20 protein-coding genes and 1 pseudogene are annotated in these 18,664 nt (G+C 65.4%); 13 read left to right on the top strand and 8 right to left on the bottom strand.

Annotated elements, in window-relative coordinates; translation table 11 throughout:
• Nucleotides 1-11 precede the first annotated feature (11 nt).
• The 4 genes from J6U32_RS17475 (at nucleotide 12) to tcmP (ending at nucleotide 3,824) form a co-directional block, all read left to right on the top strand.
• Nucleotides 12-296, top strand: a complete 285-nt coding sequence (locus J6U32_RS17475; protein ID WP_208791441.1) for a hypothetical protein — start codon at nucleotides 12-14, stop codon at nucleotides 294-296.
• Between the two features lie 32 nt (nucleotides 297-328).
• On the top strand, nucleotides 329-1,150 hold the full coding sequence (locus J6U32_RS17470) for a hypothetical protein (protein WP_208791440.1): 822 nt from the start codon (nucleotides 329-331) through the stop codon (nucleotides 1,148-1,150).
• Nucleotides 1,151-1,793: 643 nt separating this feature from the next.
• The gene (locus tag J6U32_RS17465; protein ID WP_208791439.1) at nucleotides 1,794-2,027 is read left to right on the top strand and encodes a hypothetical protein; all 234 of its coding nucleotides are present in this window, start codon (nucleotides 1,794-1,796) and stop codon (nucleotides 2,025-2,027) included.
• An 813-nt stretch (nucleotides 2,028-2,840) separates the two neighbouring features.
• Nucleotides 2,841-3,824, top strand: coding sequence for a three-Cys-motif partner protein TcmP (gene tcmP / locus J6U32_RS17455; RefSeq protein ID WP_208791438.1), 984 nt, complete (start codon nucleotides 2,841-2,843; stop codon nucleotides 3,822-3,824).
• Between the two features lie 3 nt (nucleotides 3,825-3,827).
• Here tcmP and J6U32_RS17450 read toward each other — a convergent pair whose 3' ends face one another.
• The 4 genes from J6U32_RS17450 to J6U32_RS17435 all read right to left on the bottom strand — a co-directional run bounded on the left by J6U32_RS17450 (nucleotide 3,828) and on the right by J6U32_RS17435 (nucleotide 7,621).
• The gene (locus J6U32_RS17450) at nucleotides 3,828-4,574 is read right to left on the bottom strand and encodes a DUF5131 family protein (protein ID WP_208791437.1); all 747 of its coding nucleotides are present in this window, start codon (nucleotides 4,572-4,574) and stop codon (nucleotides 3,828-3,830) included.
• A 434-nt stretch (nucleotides 4,575-5,008) separates the two neighbouring features.
• Nucleotides 5,009-5,803, bottom strand: a complete 795-nt coding sequence (locus J6U32_RS17445; RefSeq protein WP_244332085.1) for a hypothetical protein — start codon at nucleotides 5,801-5,803, stop codon at nucleotides 5,009-5,011.
• A gap of 64 nt (nucleotides 5,804-5,867) precedes the next feature.
• A complete protein-coding gene (locus J6U32_RS17440) occupies nucleotides 5,868-6,155 on the bottom strand; it encodes a hypothetical protein (RefSeq protein ID WP_208791435.1) in 288 nt (95 codons plus the stop codon).
• Nucleotides 6,152-7,621, bottom strand: coding sequence for a hypothetical protein (locus J6U32_RS17435; RefSeq protein ID WP_208791434.1), 1,470 nt, complete (start codon nucleotides 7,619-7,621; stop codon nucleotides 6,152-6,154). Before J6U32_RS17435 ends, J6U32_RS17440 begins: the two co-directional genes overlap by 4 nt.
• Before the next feature lie 828 nt (nucleotides 7,622-8,449).
• On the opposite strand from J6U32_RS17435, the gene J6U32_RS17430 reads away from it, so the two are divergent.
• The gene (locus J6U32_RS17430) at nucleotides 8,450-9,385 is read left to right on the top strand and encodes an AraC family transcriptional regulator (RefSeq protein ID WP_348273367.1); all 936 of its coding nucleotides are present in this window, start codon (nucleotides 8,450-8,452) and stop codon (nucleotides 9,383-9,385) included.
• A gap of 37 nt (nucleotides 9,386-9,422) precedes the next feature.
• Here J6U32_RS17430 and J6U32_RS17425 read toward each other — a convergent pair whose 3' ends face one another.
• The gene (locus J6U32_RS17425) at nucleotides 9,423-10,640 is read right to left on the bottom strand and encodes an MFS transporter (protein WP_208791433.1); all 1,218 of its coding nucleotides are present in this window, start codon (nucleotides 10,638-10,640) and stop codon (nucleotides 9,423-9,425) included.
• Between the two features lie 78 nt (nucleotides 10,641-10,718).
• Between J6U32_RS17425 and J6U32_RS17420 the strand changes: the two genes are divergently transcribed.
• Nucleotides 10,719-11,093, top strand: a complete 375-nt coding sequence (locus J6U32_RS17420) for a MerR family transcriptional regulator (protein ID WP_208791432.1) — start codon at nucleotides 10,719-10,721, stop codon at nucleotides 11,091-11,093.
• A gap of 233 nt (nucleotides 11,094-11,326) precedes the next feature.
• Here the strand turns inward: J6U32_RS17420 and J6U32_RS17415 are convergent, their stop codons facing one another.
• Nucleotides 11,327-11,905, bottom strand: coding sequence for a TetR family transcriptional regulator (locus tag J6U32_RS17415; protein ID WP_208791431.1), 579 nt, complete (start codon nucleotides 11,903-11,905; stop codon nucleotides 11,327-11,329).
• Nucleotides 11,906-11,980: 75 nt separating this feature from the next.
• Here J6U32_RS17415 and J6U32_RS17410 point away from each other — a divergent pair.
• Nucleotides 11,981-12,388: pseudogene (locus J6U32_RS17410) on the top strand (VOC family protein).
• Nucleotides 12,389-12,459: 71 nt separating this feature from the next.
• Nucleotides 12,460-12,852 (top strand): PPOX class F420-dependent oxidoreductase, encoded by a 393-nt coding sequence (locus J6U32_RS17405; RefSeq protein ID WP_006368110.1) that lies wholly within the window; start codon nucleotides 12,460-12,462, stop codon nucleotides 12,850-12,852.
• 33 nt (nucleotides 12,853-12,885) lie between these two features.
• Here the strand turns inward: J6U32_RS17405 and J6U32_RS17400 are convergent, their stop codons facing one another.
• A complete protein-coding gene (locus J6U32_RS17400; RefSeq protein WP_208791430.1) occupies nucleotides 12,886-13,683 on the bottom strand; it encodes a DUF1684 domain-containing protein in 798 nt (265 codons plus the stop codon).
• 170 nt (nucleotides 13,684-13,853) lie between these two features.
• Here J6U32_RS17400 and J6U32_RS17395 point away from each other — a divergent pair, with 170 nt between their 5' ends.
• Nucleotides 13,854-14,768 (top strand): exodeoxyribonuclease III, encoded by a 915-nt coding sequence (locus J6U32_RS17395; RefSeq protein WP_208791429.1) that lies wholly within the window; start codon nucleotides 13,854-13,856, stop codon nucleotides 14,766-14,768.
• A gap of 84 nt (nucleotides 14,769-14,852) precedes the next feature.
• Nucleotides 14,853-15,392 carry a hypothetical protein gene (locus J6U32_RS17390; RefSeq protein WP_208791428.1) on the top strand — a complete coding sequence of 180 codons (540 nt, stop codon included), beginning with the start codon at nucleotides 14,853-14,855 and terminating at the stop codon, nucleotides 15,390-15,392.
• A 9-nt stretch (nucleotides 15,393-15,401) separates the two neighbouring features.
• Here J6U32_RS17390 and J6U32_RS17385 read toward each other — a convergent pair whose 3' ends face one another.
• Nucleotides 15,402-16,277, bottom strand: a complete 876-nt coding sequence (locus J6U32_RS17385) for an SDR family oxidoreductase (protein ID WP_208791427.1) — start codon at nucleotides 16,275-16,277, stop codon at nucleotides 15,402-15,404.
• A 208-nt stretch (nucleotides 16,278-16,485) separates the two neighbouring features.
• On the opposite strand from J6U32_RS17385, the gene J6U32_RS17380 reads away from it, so the two are divergent.
• From J6U32_RS17380 to J6U32_RS17370, 3 genes are all read left to right on the top strand, one after another.
• Nucleotides 16,486-16,962 carry an OsmC family protein gene (locus J6U32_RS17380; RefSeq protein WP_208791426.1) on the top strand — a complete coding sequence of 159 codons (477 nt, stop codon included), beginning with the start codon at nucleotides 16,486-16,488 and terminating at the stop codon, nucleotides 16,960-16,962.
• A 69-nt stretch (nucleotides 16,963-17,031) separates the two neighbouring features.
• The gene (locus tag J6U32_RS17375; RefSeq protein ID WP_208796181.1) at nucleotides 17,032-17,454 is read left to right on the top strand and encodes a nitroreductase family deazaflavin-dependent oxidoreductase; all 423 of its coding nucleotides are present in this window, start codon (nucleotides 17,032-17,034) and stop codon (nucleotides 17,452-17,454) included.
• Between the two features lie 44 nt (nucleotides 17,455-17,498).
• On the top strand, nucleotides 17,499-18,656 hold the full coding sequence (locus J6U32_RS17370; protein ID WP_208791425.1) for a GTP-binding protein: 1,158 nt from the start codon (nucleotides 17,499-17,501) through the stop codon (nucleotides 18,654-18,656).
• Nucleotides 18,657-18,664: the final 8 nt, after the last annotated feature.

The following is an 18,664-nucleotide window of genomic DNA, read 5'->3' as shown; positions in this document are numbered from 1 at the left end:
AGGGACCACCGATGAACGTTGCCGAAGTCGCCGCCATGCTGGGCACCACACCCCGGGCAATACGCCGCCGTCTGCGGCACGCCGGAATCAAACCCGACGACGGGGGCGGGTACGTCCTGGCTCAGTGCGACGTGGACGCCATAACCGGGTCCGTCGTGGTCGCTGACCCCTGCCGGTTGCCTGACGACCCAGGAATGCCGCTGAGCGCCCTGGGCGACCCCGCCATGCGCGAAGCGTTCACCATGCTTCGGTTCCAGCGCGAACACCGACTGATGGACCTGGTGAGTCGCGCCTGATCTGTCCGTACCGCCTGGAATACTCGTTCATTATGGCGATACCGAACAACCCGGCAACGGCGCTGGACACGATACTGCGCAAGGTTGCGACCTCTGGGGCGACAACCGTTGGTGAAGGCTGGAAGCTGACGCTTGGGGCAGAACCAGGAACGGCGGAGTTCGCGTTGCGGCACGGCGAAGCGGTGGGGTTGATGAACAAGGTTCTGGCCCATCTAACTTCGCTGGACCCGGGTGAGGTCGAATCCCGGCTGTATTTGCAGTACGTACCGGCCTGGCATGGCGCGGTTGTCTTCCGGGATGGCTGGGGCAGGACGGACCAACCGGCTTCAAAGATCATCCGACTACCGATTCTGGATCACTTGATGGGCCTCGGTCTTCACATGGAGGTCCAGCGGCGGGCGGTCTACCCGGAGCTGTCTGACGACAAGCTGGAAAATCTGCGCGAATCGCTCGCTGAATGGCGAAAGCTAGTCGAGGAAGCTGGCCTGCCGACCGACCTAGCTCAACAAGTCAAGACGCTCGTCGATCACATCGACTGGTTGCTGTCGAATACCGAGACCTTCGGTACAGAGCCGGTGATGGAGAATGCGCGGACGTTGTTCGGACTGTCCGTGCCGGTTATCCGTTTCGCGGACGGCAAATGGAAGAAGACGGTCGTCGCGGCGATGGCGGGGCTTGTTCTGTTCCTTAATCCAATCGCGGACGCGACCGAAGAGGCAAACCGAATCCTGACCAACGTCAGTGAAACAGTCAGCGAGATTCGCGAGTTCGGAAGTCCCGAGCCGCAGAAAGCACTACCCCCGGGCGATGGGGCGAACGTGACAGCCGACGACGAATCAGCGTCCGATCAGTGAGCCGATCACCCGTTCGACGTACGCCATTTCGTGCGCCATTCCACCCGAATTACTGGGGGTACCAGGACGTACCAGACGTGCCGTGAACAGGCTCGATGTACGTCCCGGTACCCCGAATTGATACCTGGGGGTCAAGTGGTCGCAGGTTCAAATCCTGTCAGCCCGACAAGGAAAACCCCTTCCGAAAAGCATCGGAAGGGGTTTTCCCGTCTCCGGGAAGGCCTCGCCGGTGGCAAGTAAGATACAGGTTGAGATTCAACGTCGGTAATCGCGTCTACCGTCACCTGCATGACGCGCATCCCCAACTACGTGAAGGTCGTAACCCGCCCAGCGGCGCGGCCCGCTACGAGGTCCGCGTCCAGGTGGGAAAAGCTGACGGTAAGCGGCAGCAGCAGAGGCCCAGGTTCAGTAAGGTGCAGGACGCGATCGACGAGTACAAACAGTCGGCGCGGTGATCGCTCCCCCGGGGCGTGCAGGCGACGCCGGTATTCGTCACCTAACGCGAGGCGGCGGATGCGTACCTCGACGCACTCGGCGGGCTATCGAACATTGTCACCGCGTACGCCGCAGTTCTGCGCCCAGCAGTCGCACGTTTCGGTGACCGGCCGGTGCAGTCCTCCGCCGCGAAGCGATCGAGAAGCTGGTGTCCGAGATCGGCATAAGAACGGTGCTGTCAGGTACATGGCGCAAGGCCGGCAACAACGCCGCGTACACGTCCGACACCTGCGGTCCGTGGTCGCCCGCCAGCGTCGGCAAGATGATCACCCGACTGCGCGCTGTTCTGCAGCGACTTGTGGAGGACGGAACTCTGCGTCGGAACCCCGCCAGTCTGGTGAAGCCGCCCGCGCGCGCGGCGAGAGGGAAACGAAGACGCTGACGGTGGCTCAGGTGCAGTCGCTGTCCGCACACTTGAAGGCGACCGCCGACCGCCAATAACACATTCACCACTTTGCCGTCCAGATGGGACTCCGCAGAGGGGAACTCGCCGGTCTTCGGCGGGACTACATTGACCTGAAGAAGGGGATGCTGGCGGCGGTCGGCAGAGGTTCACTCCGATGCCGGCGCGGTGGTCGCGGACACGAAGACCGACGGGGCCCGACGCGTCCTCCCGATCCCGGTCACGCTGCTCCCAGGGCTGCAGCGCGCGAAGACCAGAGCGAGACGGATGAGCGGTTCTTAGGTGCTCCGAGTCGCTGATCTACGCGCAGCTGAAGGACGGTCGCTTGCGCGGCGTGAAGATCGGCCGACGGAGGTTGGTCCCGGCGAGCGAGATCGATAGGCTGATCGCGGGGAACGCCACGGCGCAGGCCACTGCGCACAGAAGCCCGTCACGACGGCTGCGAGGTGGCGGGCTATTGCATCTCCGGGTGCAAGTGCCCGTTGCCGTGCACATGATCGGCGCGAAATCCGCGTCTAACTGCAACGTTTCGACCCTCCTATCGTGCTCAGTGAACGCTACCGACCCCCGAGGACCGCATGCGCCACGAAGAGTTCCCGACACTGCTCGATATCCCGGAGGCCCGGGAGTGTGCTCCGCAGTGGGCAGCATCTCCGCGCGGGGTGCGACCGCGAGGCGCCGTGGATGTGACCAGCGACACGCGGTGTGTCCTCCTCGCGTGATAACCGCCGGCAGGCATCGATACTTGCACGAGGTATCTCAACCTGGAGATTCGCTCGCAGGAGGTGGTTCGTGGGACGTCGTGGGTGGGGTCCGTGGTCCAAAATCAAACTTGAAGCACTCTCGGACTACCTCGGTGCGTTTACCCGCGCTTCCCAAGTCGCGAGCCATACGCTCTACCTTGACCTATTCGCAGGGGCGCCAGACAACTTCGAGCGAGGAACTGGCAACGTCATCCTCGGGTCAGGACACCGGGCGCTTTCGACGGAACCGAAGTTCGATCGGGTAGTCCTCTGCGAGCTGCAGCCACGTACCGCAGCGACCCTGCGACGTGATCTTCAGCAGGCCCACCCCGGGCGGGACCTCGTAGTGCTGCCGGGCGACTGCAACGTCGTGATTCCTCGGCACCTCGACTCGTACGACTACAGCTGGCGCCGCGGCGCCGCGGTCTTCGCGATGGTCGATCAATTCAGTGCCGAGATTCGCTGGGAGACTCTCCGATACCTCGCCAACTGGCGGAAGAACAAGCGCGGGTTCAAAGTCGAATTGTGGTTGTACTTCGGACATGGTCTGCTGCCGCGGGGACTGCAGTTCACGGGCGACGAGCCAGACCCCGAATATGCCGAGCGAGTGGACCGCATGTTCGACACTGACCAGTGGCGTGAGCTCTGGTACGCCCGCAAAGACGGTGTCATCAACGCGGAGACCTTCCGAGCGGAACTCGTGAACCTCATGCGGTGGAGGCTGGAACGTGAACTCGGCTACTCCACGACGATCCCTCTGGAGTTCACGAACACATCTGGTCATCCGATCTACACCGTCATCTTCGCGACCGCGAACGCGACCGGCGACAAGATCATGACCTCAGTCTTCGCTAAGCATGGGGTTGCGCTCGACAAGATGCGGACCGCCGCGAAGATCGAGCGCCGCATCGCGAAAGACGACGACGAGGGGCTGTTCGGAGCTGAGACGATCGTCGAGTTGGCCATGAAGGAGCCCGTCCGTGAGCCACTGGCTCCGCCGGTCGAGCCGTTCCGCTATCACCGAGACGGCTGAGGACTATCCCGCCGCCGAACCCGGCATTTCGTCCCAGAGCTGACCGTCGAGCTCGCGGCCGAGGGCTTTCGGTGTGCGCCCGCCCCACTGCTTGAAGAAGAAGGGCACGTCGGCTTCCTGGCATGCGTCGCGGATGCCCCTCGCCCAGGAGAGTTCCATCGGCCGGTAGTTCGGACCAGACTCTCCGCCTGCGATCACCCAACCGATTCCATCGAGGTTGATGCCGTCCAGCGGGCCGAGGAGCGGCTCGCTGGACAAGAAGCGGACGGCTGCCGGCACCTCACGGAGGTGGTCTACGCGGTTGAGGACGTCGGAATTCTCGACCGAGACGCCCATCCAGAGGTTCTCCGGCCAGTCGAGCCGGTCGGCGACGCGACGCAGACGCAGGCTCCGCTTGGTGAGTACCTGGTAGGTGTGCTGTGGGGTTTCGCGCATCACGTCGAACACGTCACGGATGAAGTCAATGGGAACTCGCGCGTGGAACAAGTCGCTCATCGAGTTCACGAACACCACGCGCGGGTTCCGCCACCGCTTCGGCTCATCGAGCGCTTGAGGGTGGAGCGTGAGGCCGAAGCCGGGGCCGGACGTCCGCGGGTCTCCATCTGCTTGGTACTTGGCTGAACCCATGGCTTTCAGCCGCTTGGCGAGCGTCTGCGCGTAGCAGTGGTCGCAGCCGGGGGAGACGCGGTCGCAGCCGGTGACGGGGTTCCACGTCGCTTCGGTCCACTCGATCGCCGATCGATCTGCCATCGTGAGTGCTCCTAGCCACGCGGTTCGGTCCGGACGCGCCTACTGTATGCCCTCGCTATGACGACAAATCACAATGATGTAATTCGTCGGCGGCGTGTCGCCGAGGTGTAGCGGTGTCGTGCAGGTGAGTCCGTGAAAGACGCGATCTCTCGCGGTCCGCCTGTCACTCGGTCGGACCACGATGCCAGCGCGATCGTTCTCTAAAACGGAGAATCGGTGTGAGTGTGTGGATCAGTGGCGAGATATCTGAGGACGAAGACGTTCAGTTGGTCCTGCAGGTTGTGGTCGAGGACATGCGCGCGATATGTCCCTACCTCACGGAGCGCGTGCTGGCGAATGGGTGGCCCGTCGGCGTCGAGATCGATCGTGACGGTGTGGTGTGGCTGGTGTTCCACACGCCGTTGAGATGGGGGCGTGGGGAGTAGGGCTACTCGTCAAGAATCTTGGTCCACGCGCCGCAGGATGTTCGTAAGCATGATCACCGAGTCCGCTGCAATTCCGGCCTCCCGTCGGGAGGGCGTCGTCGAGTGCTTCACGCTGTGGGCGAGTTCGATGACTTTGTTAGCCACACCGCGTATCGCTTCGTTGTCCTTGCCCGCGAGCGAGTCCTCGATGTAGCGGCCGATTCGCTGCTTCGACCTGTCGGCAGGGGGTTCGGTTTCCCCGTCGCGCAGATGGACTCGCGGGTTGTAGATGGTGCGGCTCAGCGCCTCCAGCACAGCGACTGCGCGGTTGCCAACGTCGCGGTAGTCCTGCGTGGTGGCCGCGGTGCGGAACCGCCTGCGGAGCTCGGTGAGTTCTTCGTCGACCTTCGGCCAGCCCGTCGAGGTGTGCGGCGACACCGCCTCAGCTGTGGTGGCGTGGAACTGCGCCTTCTCTTGCCGGTCCAACTCCTCCTGGACCGGACCGAAGAACTTATCCAGCAGGTTCCGTCGCGCCTGCCACGATCCGTGGCCTTCGTTCGTCAGCCAGTACGACCGGAACGTCGTGAAGTCGCGCCACGGCAACTTTAGAGAGATCCCGAGGCGGTCGAGGGTGGCCGTGAGGGCCCGCTGAGCGAGAGCGATCTCCTTGTCGTCGAGAGTGTTCCCGCCGCCGGTTCCGTAGGCGATTAGGTCGTTCCTCACCAGGCCGGTCAATGCGATGGCTGCGTCGATGTCTGCAGTTCCGGGAATCGACCCAGCTCGGAGCTCGTTGAGTAGGTCCTTCCGCAGCTTCGCAGAGGTCACCGAACCCCAGGGACCATCGGTCGGGGTGGTCTCGGAGAAGAAGTCTTCCTGGTTCATGGACTCCCTATCGGCTCTCGCCGAGTCTGCGGTTGAGCTGCTTCGAGGCAGCGAGGAGGTGCTGAGGAAGCGGTCGTGGCATGCCCCTGATCTCCAGAAACGTCTGCAGTGGTATCGGTACCGGGAACTTGCGCCACTCGTACAGGAAGGGCACGACATCCACCGGCGTGTAGTCGCCTATCCCTTCGAGGAGTTGAAGATCCTGAAGCAGTAAGACGGTCGGTCGCGCGACGCGGCCTTGAAACTCTGAGAAGACATCCTTGCCGCGGCTGCCGTAGTCGAGTTCGGCCATCATCGAGCCTGGAGTGCCGGAGTTCGGCACCACCACGAACGAGATGAAGACCATGTCCGGCTGCGGCCCCCGGAGAATCCAAGTCGGCGCGCCAGCCGCATGACTGAGGCGAACTGTCGGAATTTCCCATCGGTCAGGATCTTGTTTGCGTCGGTGTCATACATCTCCCCGTCCCCTAGGCCCTGTGCGAGCGTGGCGTTCAGAGGGTGGTGGGTTGCGTCTACGAGAACCGTGATGGGGCCGGCACGAAGGGCCCAGTCACACACTGACGGCTTCTGTCCCTTCTTCTCCGTCCACCGCTCCTGCATCTCAGGTTCCGACACCACCTCGTTGACCCTCCGGCTCCGCGCTGCGATTCGGGCGAGAGTCGCCCCGACGATGTCCTCGAACTGGTACTTCACGGCATCGTTGAACCTGTTCGCACTCCTCCTATCGCCCTTCGCTCCAAACGCTGCCATCACGTCGAACTGGGCGGCGTCGCCGAAGAATCGCTCCGTTGCCCATTGGGCGCGCAGGATGAGCAGGCGCCGGTCTCCGAGGTCGAGGAACGGGAACCGGGTGAATGTGTACCGCTGAAGTTTGACGTTCCCCCGGGCCCGGTCCGCCGCAAGCTGCTCGCGGAACCCAGCGAGGTCGAGTGTCATGTTCTCGGCGATGTATCCATGCAACTGCTCGTTGTCGGTCAGGTCGCCGAGCGTGACGATCGTCTGGCCGGCAGCGATGCTGTTGGCTATAGATGCTCCCAGGCGGAGGAAATCGTCGAGATCGATCCCAGTCGCGTCCCCGAAGGTCTCGGCGGGGGTCGCCCCGAGACTGTCGTGAGCCCTGTCCGCCCATGGCGAGTACCAGAAGTCGAGGGCGTCAGCCTTAAGACATTCGATCTTGCGCGGCGTGTTGAACAGAGCATTGGCGGCCTGGTCCTGCAACTCCTCTTGCGACAAGGCGATCAGGTCCTCCGGCGCCATGGCTTGCTGTCGTGCGTCGAGCGCCGCGATCTCGGTGGGCGTGGGCGTGTCCGATGCGAACTCGGGACGTAAGTCGCGCTCGGTAGAGATCGAGATCAGCAGAAGCAGCAGTTCGTCCGCGGTCAGCAATCTCGCGGTGGTCGAGTCAGTCTCCATCAGCGCACGCATCAACCCGGCGGTGACGTGCGGTGCTGCGATCACGTTCCCGCGATCGATCTCGGCTCGCACTGCGGGTACCCAATCTGCGGAGGCAGAAGCCAGAAGTTCACGGTGGAGAGGCTTGAGATCCCAGTGTGTGGTGGATGCGACGTCCCACTTCGCCTGGATCTGCGCTATTCGTAGGAGGGCGTCCTGGACGTCGACCTCGGCAAGCAGTTCCTGCCGCTCGACCTCAGTCAGCGGGGTGATCCCGACCATCCCTGCGGTGATCACCATCGGCTGGTGCTGCTGCATCGACCGCAGTACTACTTCCATTTCTGGCGGCAGGCCAGTCAGGTCGGGCATCGGGACGGTGTAGCCCGTCGAGTTCGCCGGCTGGCGCGGAGGTGAGGTAGGAGTGCTCGTCCTCTGGTGCTTCTCGGCCTTCCGCGCGGCCTTCGCCTGCCGGCGTTCCTCTGCGCGACGCTCTTTCCGATTCACCTGGCAAATATCCCACGGCCGCGGGGCCGCAGGATCGCGGCGCGACGGCGAACAGGCTGCCCTCTGCATAGTCGGGGTCAACGTCTGCGCTGACATGGAGCAGGCCCACCGGTTCGGTGTCACCGAGTGGCTTTGAGCCGCCCACGCTCCTCGACCGGCAACGACGCGATGTGTGCCTCTGAGGATTTCGCCCATGACGGACGAGCGGAACGCGAGCCGCGTAGCCGACGAGGCGGAAGGCGAGGCGGTCGATGATGCGAGTGTCCACAGTGCTTCCCTTCGAGTGCCGGGTGCGCGTCGGGGGCGCCCTTCGAGGAGGCATTCGCCCCGTCTTGAACAGAGCTGCCCCTTGGCTTCCAGCGTGTGGGTCGTCTGTCGTCGGCACCCGATAATCCGTGCCCGATGTCATCGCGAAGAGCTCTCGGGCCTTCGAAGTGTCGGCCATCGGTCGAGGCCCTTGCACATCCACGCGAGCCGATATCTGCCCCAACGCGCTCGTGCGGACCGACCAAGAGCTCCCGGTTTCGGCGAGTGGGGCAGCGTCCGCACCATGCCCGCGCCGCGCGCTGCTCCTGAGATGGTTTGGGAGAAAGCGCGTCCCGCTGCAGGATCTTGGAGCCCCGATCGAACCGGACCGCAACGATCGGGCGTGCTGAGACCGCCCCGCAGGATTGATGGCGAGAGGAGGCATCAGTGATCACTGAGCTCAACAGGCTGATCGAGTTCGTTGAGGCACACCTATCCGACGACCTCGACGTCGCTGCACTGGCGAGGACCCTCGGCACCACCGAGTACCACTTGCGGCGCGTGTTCTCGTCGCTGACGGGCATGCCGTTGTCCGAGTACGTGCGTCGACGGCGGATGACTGTCGCGGCGGCCGACGTGATCGCCGGTGCTCCGGTGTTGGATATCGCAGTTCAATTCGGCTACTGCTCTGCTGAGGCATTCGGGCGGGCGTTCCGGGCCGTCCACGGTGCGGCTCCCGCCGACGTCCGCAACGACGGCGGCCCCCTTCGATCACAACCGCAGCTCAGGCTTCGCCTGACCATCGAAGGGAACACCTCAATGGATACCCGCATCACCGACCGGCCAGAATTCCGGCTCGTCGGCCACGCCACTCGCGTCCCGCGCATCCACACTGGACGGAACCCCCATATCGAGGCGCACATCGCGTCACTGCCCGCAGATGAACATGCACGTCTCAAGGAGCTCGCGAACACGGAGCTCCGGTCTGCTCCAGGTCAGCGCCGATGTCGATCCCGACTACACCGAAGGGAGCGAGCTCACGTACCTGCATGGCGTCGCACTCGACGCCGCGACGACCGCACTCGAAGACCTCGAGGTGATCGAGATTCCCAGCGGCACCTGGGCAGTATTCCGCTCCAGCGCGGCCCTACCCGACTGCCTTGCAAGAGAGCTACGCAGCCGCAGCCTCCGAGTGGTTCCCGTCGAACCCGTGGCTACTGCGCCCCGGCCCCTCGATCGTCGCAGTCGTCGATCGCGCCGAGGACTTCAGCACCGCGACCACCGAGCTCTGGATGCCGATCGAACGCCCACGTGAGAACGGCCAGCCTTGCAATGAGCATTAGGCCCATCAGACCCTCACCCCGTTGCAGCAGGCAGGGGTGATGACGGCGCGACACCTGTGCCGAGACGTGAGAGCTGTTCACGTGGGGCCCATCGGAGATCCGTGGGAGTCGCCACTGCAGCTGAGCGCGAGCATCAGCGTTCCGGTGCTCGCGGCAATCACGGCTGCAAGTACGAGTGCGGGCTGTCCGCGCGTGAGGATGATTCCGCCGAGGGTGGCTCCGGTGGCGACGCCGAGGTTGAGGACGGTGACGATGATGCTGCCGGCGAGGGGGCGAAACGTGGGGGTGGACAGCCGGAGCACCCTGGTTTGGAGGATCGGTGGGAACGCGCCGATCGCGAATCCCCACACGACGGTGCCGGCGAAGAAAAGGGCACGGCAACCATCGCCGAGTAGGAGCAGCGTGAGCCCGACCGCCACGAGCGCCGACGCGGAGACGAGCGAGGCCCGGGGGAAGCGGTCGGCGGCGACGCCGGACGCGAGGACGCCCGCGCTGCCGGTGACTCCGAGCACCAGGAGGATCGCGGGGATCGCCCCTGCGCTGAGACCGCTGAGGTCGGTGATGAGGGCGGTGATGTAAGTGAACGCGGTGAAGTGGCCGACGAGCACGAGGCCGCCGCCGGCCGCGACGAACACCACGCCGCGTGCGCTGCGATCCCACGCCTTGGCCGGCTCGGCGCCGGCAGAGGTGTCGGGGCGGTGGGAGCGGGGAAGGATGAGCCTGAGCGCCAGTGCGGTCAGGGCGAGCATGAGCGAGAGTCCGGCGAACACCCACCGCCACCCGGTGTGCTCCGCGATGAGCGCGGCGGCGGGGAGTCCGGCAAGGCCCGCGAGGGTGGGGCCGGCCAGCACGAGCGACAGCGCACGGCCCAGTCGTTGCGGTGTGACGATGGCGGCGACGTAGGAGACGACCAGTGCCCAGAACAGGCCGTGCGCGGTCGCGGCGAGGATGCGGCCCACCAGCGCCACGGCGAAGTCCGGCGCGAGAGCGGTGACCAGGTTTGCCGGAGCGGTCACCGCGAGGCTGACGGTCAGCAGCACGGTTCGCGGCACGCTCAGGGTGAGCCGGACCAGCGGAATGCCGACGATCGCGATCGTCACCGCCCACGCACCGACCAGCACCCCGATCGTCCCTTCGGAGACTCCGAGGTCGTGGCTCATCGAGGGCAGCAGCGCCGAAGGCAGCATCTCGGCTGTCACGGTCAAGAACGTCGCTGCGGTGAGCACCGCGAGCACCGGCCACACCCGACGAGCAGACGCGGCCGCGGGAGTATTGGCAACGAAGGGCTCGGTCATGTGGCTACGCTAAACATTGACATCACTGTCAAGGTCAAGTGCGGGATCGACCTCGGATTTGCAAGGAGGGGAGCGCGGATGCGGATCGGAGAGGTGTCACGCCACACAGGCGTGGCGGCGCGGATGCTGCGCTACTACGAGGAGCAGGAATTGTTGCGCCCGGGCAGGCGCCCCAACGGCTACCGCGACTACACCGACGCCGACCTCGCGCACGTCGCCACGATCCGCGACCTCAGCAGCGCCGGCGTACCGACCCGGTTCATCAAGATCGTCCTGGACCGCCAGGCCGGCGCCACGGCTTGGACCAGCGCGTGCGACGAAATCCTCGCCGGCATGGTCCGCGAACAGATCGCCGACCTCGACGCCAAGATCACCTGCCTGACCACCAGCAGAGACGCCCTGACTCAGTTTCTCGCCAAGGCGGCCGCGCTGGATCGCCTTACAACTCGGTGAGCGTCGCGGCTGCTTCCCACACAGCGCTGACGCGAGAGAAACCACTTGCCGCGTCAATGGCTTGGGCCGGTACGACGCCGTTGCTGTCATGTCCGACGGCGGTGAACGGTGGCAATGTCCACGCCGTCGCCGGCGAACACCTGAGTGTGCACCGGCCGGCCTTCGTCGTCGGTGGTGTCCTCCGCCTGGTAACAGGCAGGTCCCGCACCAGCCGTCGGGAACCTGGGGCGCTGTCACGAGAGATAGGCGGCGAGGAGTCGGTCGAGGGCCGAGTGTGCTTGGGCGCGAGCGACATCGGTAGTCGCGTGTTGGGCGATCCAGAGGGCGGTTTCGTTCATGGCGCCGGACAGTTGCGCGGTGGTCGCGTCGAGCAGTTCCTCGCCGACGCCGGCCGCACGCAGGGCATCGCGCAGGTGTGCTGCGGAGTTCTCGGCGTCGAGCCGACGCCACTCCTGCCAGCCGACCACCGACGGGGCATCGATGAGCAGGATTCTCACCGCGGTGGCGGACGTGATCGCGTCGAGGAACGCGTGCGATCCGGCGCGGAGTTGGTCGCCGGGGTCCGCGCCGGACGCCTCCGCCGCGTGCACGACCGCATCGGCGACGCGCGCCTGCAGCCGTGCGGCCACAGCGCCGAAGAGGCCGGCTTTGTTCCGGTAGTGGTGGTAGACCGCCCCGCGCGTGACGCCTGCGGCGCCGGCGACATCGTCGAGTGAGACGTCGGCGAAACCTCGTGAGGAGAACAGTTCGGTTGCCGCGTCGAGAACGCGCTGAGCGGTCTGAGCGGCGTCGGCCGCGGAGGCGCGTGGCATGGACTCTTCCTTTACGTGCAGTGTGTATGTAATCTGAATTCGTTACATACTCACTGTACGTAAAGGAGAGTTCTGTTGTCAGCCACGAGCTTCTACCCCGTCCTCATGTCGCGCGACGTCAGCGCCGCGGCAACGTTCTACCGCGAACTCCTCGGGTTCGAGACGACCTTCGAGTCCGACTGGTACGTCAGCCTGCGGCTGGGCGCCTTCGAGGTGGCCGTACTGGCCCACGATCACTCCACGATTCCCGAGGGGTACTGAGCGCTCCCGAAAGGGGTGATCGTGAACCTCGAGGTCGACGACGTCGACGCGGTCCACCGCAGCCTGGCGGCCGATCCGGATACCGAAATCGTCATGGGCCTCAGAGACGAGGACTTCGGCCAACGGCATTTCATCCTCGCCGCACCCGACGGTGTCCTTCTCGACGTTATCCAGCCGCTGCCGCCGAGTGCCGAGTACGCCGACGCCTATGCGTCGGCGTAGCGGTGACACGATGGATCGGTGAGACGACAGGGTGGCTGACACGACAGCCCCCGCGACGAATCGAGGACTCGATGACGCTGCCCGATGACCTTGTTGCCCTGTTGCGCCGACCCGCGCCGTGTCATGTCGCGACGATCATGCCCGACGGGTCGCCGCAGCTCACCCTGACGTGGGTCGACACCGACGGCGAGCACGTTCTCATCAACACGGTGCAGGGGTTCCAGAAGGACAAGAACATCCAGCGCGATCCGCGGGTCTCGATCAACGTCTCCGATCCCGACAACCCCGCACGGTACTTCGAGATTCGGGGCCGCGTGATCGGGTCGACGACCGACGGGGGAGCCGAGCACATCGAGGCGTTGTCGCAAAAATATCTCGGGGCGCCGTATCCCTGGTTCGGGGGACGCGACCAGACACGCATCATCCTCACCATCGACGCCGACAAGATCCACGGAGTCGGCTGAGAAGGCTGTGTCGCAGAGCTGTCTGCGCAGGTGTCACGCTCGCTCGTGGGGGATCTTCTCGCCGGCGGTCACGTCGAACGGCAGAGTGTTGCCGGCCGGCGGTAGGGGGCAGGTCGCGAAGTCGATGAACGCGCACGGCAGGTTCGTCGCCCGGTTGAAGTCGATGATGACCTCGCCTCCACGTCGCACCACCTCGTCGTCGGCCTCGATGGCCACGCTGCGGTTGGCCGCGTACGTGGTCACCCCGGAGGTGCCGTCGGTGAACAGCACGGACAGGCCACCGGCCTTGCCGTTGAATGCGATGAGGCGATGGTCGGCGCCGTCGCGGGTCAGGACGAGCTCGCCAGGCGAGACGTAGACGTGCGCAAGCCCCTCGGCCACGGCACCCACGGTCACCGGGCGGGGTGTCGAGTAGGGCTCGAAGGTGGCCAACAGCGCCCAGGACGGGTCGGGCTCATAGGTGGGCACTCCTCGGAAATCGCGGACGGTGGGCGCATTCTCGTCATGCACCCGGATCAGATAGCCGTCGCCGCGGCGCGCGACTTCGATGTGCACACCGTCGAGTTCGACGATCTCGCCGGCTCCTGTCGCATCGAGGTCGAAGTCGCGGGCCGCGAATGTCTCGCCGCCGTCGGGTCGCAGGTGGCCGGTTACGCCGTCGTACCACCAGGTGCCGGGAAGCCCGTCGAATCGGGTCGGCTCGGCCTCGAGCCACTCGAGACGGTTGATGGACAGCCACCCGAGCGGGTTCGCGAGATCGCGCTCGCGAGCGGTATGCCACGCGTGCCACCGGTCGGCGAAATCGGCGTCGGTTGTCAGGGTTTCGGTCATCGCGCACGGCTCCTGAAGGTGGTGGGGGATTCGGGGGTCAGGGTGGTCAACGCAGTGTTGCGCGTACTTGTGGTAACGCCGATTCCGGTCCTCCCCGATGGCATTTCGTTCATGCTGCGCGCAACTCCTGGCCTCGGCCACGGGATACGGCCCGCGTAGTGTTGCCTACCGTGTCTGATCCACCCGGTGTTCACGGGGCCGACGCCGTGTTCACGGTTGCCGCCTTCAACGTCAACGGTATCCGCGCCGCGCGACGCCGCGGATTCGACGAGTGGCTTGCGGCCCGCGCACCGGATGTCGTGGCGCTTCAGGAATTGCGGTGTCCGGCATCGGAGATCGGCGATTTTCCCGGCTACTCGGTTGCGGCCGACGTCGGATCGATCGCCGGCCGCAACGGGGTGGCCGTATTGACCAGGCGGCCGGGCATCGCGGTGCGCACCTGGCTGACCCACCCGCCGAAAGCGCGCGGTCTTGGTGAATTCGCCACACATGGTCGGTACATCGAGGTCGACCTCGCCGAACAGCCGGTGACCGTGGCGTGCCTCTACCTGCCGAAAGGTGGACTTCCCGCACACCGGCAGCGGCCCGGCTCGATGCGCGAGAAACCCGATGGCGGCCAGAAGTACGAACGCAAACAACGATTTCTCGCGGCATTCGGCCGGGAGTTGCACCGCAATCGTCTTGCTGCGCAACGCGCGGGCCGTGACTTCCTGCTCGTCGGGGATCTCAACATCGCTCACACCCGGCACGACGTGACGAACTGGCGTGCTGCCCGCTCGATGGACGGATTTCTTCCCGAGGACCGTGAATGGTTCGAGTCGATTCTCGGGACCCGTCGCCTCGTCGACGTCGTGCGGCGGGTGCACGGCGATCGGCCGGGCCCGCTGACCTGGTGGAGTTGGGCGGGAGAGTCGTTCACCAAGGATGTGGGCTGGCGAGTCGATCACCAGCTCGCGACACCCCGACTCGCCGCGTGCGCAACCGAGGTGACGGTCGACAAGGAACCGTCGGCCGCGCAACGGCTCTCCGATCACGCCGCACTCGTGGTGAAGTATCGCATGCACACCTGCCCCGATCCCGCATAGGTCTTGTCCACAGCCTTGCGCCGCGTGTGGATGCCTGTGGATGGTCCGGCCCCGCCTCTGCGCCGGCGATGAACACTGTGGCACATGGGAATTCGCTATTACGCATATCCGGTACCCGGCGACCGCATCGACGACGCACACCGTGATCCAGGACTGTTCCTCGGTACCGATCCCCTCGGCGACGCGTGGGGTCTGGTGCCGGTCTCGGTTGAGACCGAGACCGGCGAGACGGTGGCCAGTGACTGCGTCTTCGCGCTCGACGCCAAGCCGCGCCCCACGATGTTGTACCTGGACAAGGCTTTTCGTGTATTCCAGGACATTTTCTCCGGCCGCGATGACGATTCCGGCCCGCGGGAGTCGTATGCGTTGGTCGAGGGGGCGCCCAGGGTGTCCTATGGGCAGGACTATTCGTTCACCCCCTGGGTACGGGTCCTCGATACAACGGACACCGCGGCGATCGCGCGCGATCTCACGCTGGTGCCGCTCGTGGCTGACGACCACCCGGCCCTCGCCCGCGGAATCACCTGGAAGGCTGAGGACATCAACAACTTTCTGCGGACCGCGGTGCAGTTCATGACCGAGCGGGCCGCGGCAGGCGATGGTGTCGTCTACACGATCAGGTAGGCGGCCGGGTCAGCCCTGGGCGAGTTCGGCCACATGCTGCCATTTCTCCCACTCGGTGAGCCGGCTCGCGTAGTCGGCCTTCGCGATGTCGAGCGGGGCGGTGCCGAAGAACACCCGCAGTGGCGGCTCGTCGGCGTCGACGATCCGCAGGATCGCTGCGGCCGAGGCGTGTGGGTCGCCGGGTGCGGAGGTGCGTGACCGGCGCGCCCGGGCCGCGGTCTCGCGGACCTCGTCGTAGGCGGGGAGCGCCGTGGCGTGCTTGGCCGACGCCCCGCCCCAATCGGTGTCGAATCCGCCCGGCTCGACCAACGTCACGTGGATGCCGAACGCCTCGACCTCGGCGGCCAACGCCTGGGAGAAGCCCTCGAGTGCCCACTTGGACGCGTTGTAGATGCCGATGTTGGCGAATGCGCTGATACCACCGATCGAGGACACCTGAATGATGTGACCGGAGCGCTGGGCACGCAGGAACGGCAGCGCCGCCTGCGTGATCCACAGGGCGCCGAACACGTTGGTCTCGATCTGCTCGCGCGCCTGCGACTCGGAGAGTTCCTCGATGAAGCCGAACTGGCCGTAGCCGGCGTTGTTGACCACCACGTCGAGGCGGCCGAAATGCTCGTGAGCACGAGCAACCGCAGCGATATCTGCGGTGCGATCGGTGACGTCGAGTTCGATCGGCAGGATCGCGGACCCGTAGGTGTCGACGAGGTCGGCGAGCGAGTCGAGATTGCGCGCTGTCGCGGCAACGCGATCGCCGCGATCGAGTGCCGCGATCGCCCATTCTCGGCCGAAGCCGCGTGAGGTCCCGGTGATGAACCAGACCTTGCCGCCATCGGTGTTCGTGACCTGGTCGCTCGTCTCGGCACCGCTGTCCACGGGACTCATCGGGATTCTCCTCACATCGTTGGATGGGAATGCGTTGGATGGGCTTGGCTCCCGCGTCGGGAGCGCACTCACCCTTGACATCAACGACACCGCGACGCAGGCATTCCTCGGGTGGCCGGGGTTGCGATCACCGCGGCCACAAAGCTCGTCGGTTGCCGTCCCGGCAACAAAGGTGGGTGGCGACCGCGACCGACCCCCGGGAGGACCCATGACCGCCACCATCCGCACCACCGTTGTCCCGTTCGTCCTCACCGCAGCGGGAACCGGTGTGGCACAGCACCTCGTCAGCGAAGGGCCGGTGTCCCACGAATTCGACACCGATGCCTATCCGGCGTTCGGTGGGCGTGATGCCGCGCCGAGCCCGCTGTTCTACGCACTCGGCGCCCTGACCTCGTGCAACCAGGTGACCGCATCCCTGGTTGCCAAGGACCTGGGAATCTCGCTCGGCGCGTTCGACTTTCGGGTGCAAGGCGACCTGGACACCGCAGTGCTGGTCGCCGGGGCGGACGGCAACGCCAACTTCACCTTGGTCGCCGTGCAAGCAACGGTGCAGACCGACGCCGACGCGGACACGTTCGCCGAGTTCGTGTCGGAGGTGGAGCGACGCTGTCCGGTCAGCCAACTGTTCATCCGGAGCGGAGTCGAGTTCCGCAATGAGTGGACGAACGCGCCTCTCGCCGAGTGACACCAACCGATGGCCGGTGATGAGCGCTACGCGGAAATACCCGGCGAGCCCGGTGCGTTGGCCCCGGTCATGAGCGATGAACCAGAACTGAGTCCGACCGAGTGGGTGCGTGAGCAGACCGCGAAGATCCTCGAGCAGGGAACGACCGACGGGGTCCAGGTGGCCGACCGACCGGTCGTGCTGTTCACCACGACCGGGGCGAAATCCGGGAAGAAGCGCTATGTCCCGCTGATGCGCGTGGAGGAGAACGGCCGGTACGCGATGGTCGCCTCCAAGGGTGGGGCGCCCGAGCATCCGGCCTGGTATCACAATGTCAAGGCCCACCCGCAGGTCACCGTGCAGGACGGACAGAAGGTCGCCGAACTCACCGCCCGCGAGGTCGGCGGAGAGGAGCGAGAGCACTGGTGGAATCTGGCCGTGGCCGCCTTTCCGCCGTACGCCGAATATCAGGTCAACACCGACCGGCTGATCCCGGTGTTCGTCCTGGAGTGACACCCGCGTGGACACCCACTAATGAAAACAATTATCATTAGTGGGTGTCCTCCTCCGCTGCAGCCCAGCTTCCCGTCACGGTCCTATCCGGTTTTCTCGGATCCGGTAAGACCACCCTGCTCAACACCTTGCTCGCCAACCGCGAGGGCAGGCGCATCGCCGTCATCGTCAACGACATGAGCGAGATCAACATCGATGCCTCGCTCATCGACCTCGGTGGTTTTGATCGGACCGAGGAGCGCATGGTCGAACTCACCAACGGGTGTATTTGCTGCACCCTGCGCGAAGACCTCATCGATGCGGTCGGTGATCTCGCCCGGGCGGGTCGATTCGACCATCTCGTCATCGAATCGACCGGCATCTCCGAGCCCATGCCCGTTGCCGCAACTTTCGACTGGGTCTTCGAGGACGGCTCCTCATTGGCCGACCTGGCCGTCCTCGATACGATGGTGACCGTCGTCGACTGCTCGACCTTCCTCACCGAACTGGCCCGGGGCGAGCGCCTCGACGACCGCGACCTGCAGGCCGGTGCCGGGGACGAACGCACCATCGCCGACCTCCTCGTCGACCAGGTCGAATTCGCCGACGTGGTGATCCTCAACAAGACCGACCTGGTTGGTGCCGATCAGCTCGGCCGCGTCGAGGCGACGGTGCGCCGACTCAATCCGCGCGCCCAGGTCATCGTCACCACCCACGGCGAGGTGCCGCTGGACCGGGTGATCGGCACGGGTCTGTTCGACCACGAGGCCGCCGCGGCGGTGGCCGGTTGGGACGACGAACTCCTCGGCGGCCACGTGCCCGAGACGGAGGAGTACGGAATCGGGTCGGTGGCGTTCCGCGCCGAGCGACCGTTTCATCCGGCGCGCCTCGCCGAAGCTCTCGACGGACTCCGAGGGGTCTTGCGCAGCAAGGGATTCTGCTGGATCGCGAGCCGACCCGACATCGTTGCGGTCTGGTCGCAGGCGGGCCCGAACCTCATGATCGAGCCCGCACAGTACTGGACGCCGCCCGAGCACGACCCACTCGCCGGGCCGGGTCAGGAGTTGGTCTTCATCGGGATTCATCTCGACAAGCGCGAGCCCGTGCGCCTCCTGGAATCGGCTCTGCTGACCGACGACGAGATGCTCGCCGGCCCCGGGGCGTGGGTCGGTTACCCGGATCCGCTGCCGCGCTGGAACATTCCCGCGCAACACCACCACTGACGGCCGAC

Source organism: Gordonia polyisoprenivorans (genome assembly GCF_017654315.1).
In the GTDB taxonomy this organism is placed as follows: Bacteria; Actinomycetota; Actinomycetes; order Mycobacteriales; family Mycobacteriaceae; genus Gordonia; species Gordonia polyisoprenivorans_A.
The sequence above is the reverse complement of the archived record's forward strand: the minus strand, read 5'-3'. Positions and strand labels throughout refer to the sequence as shown.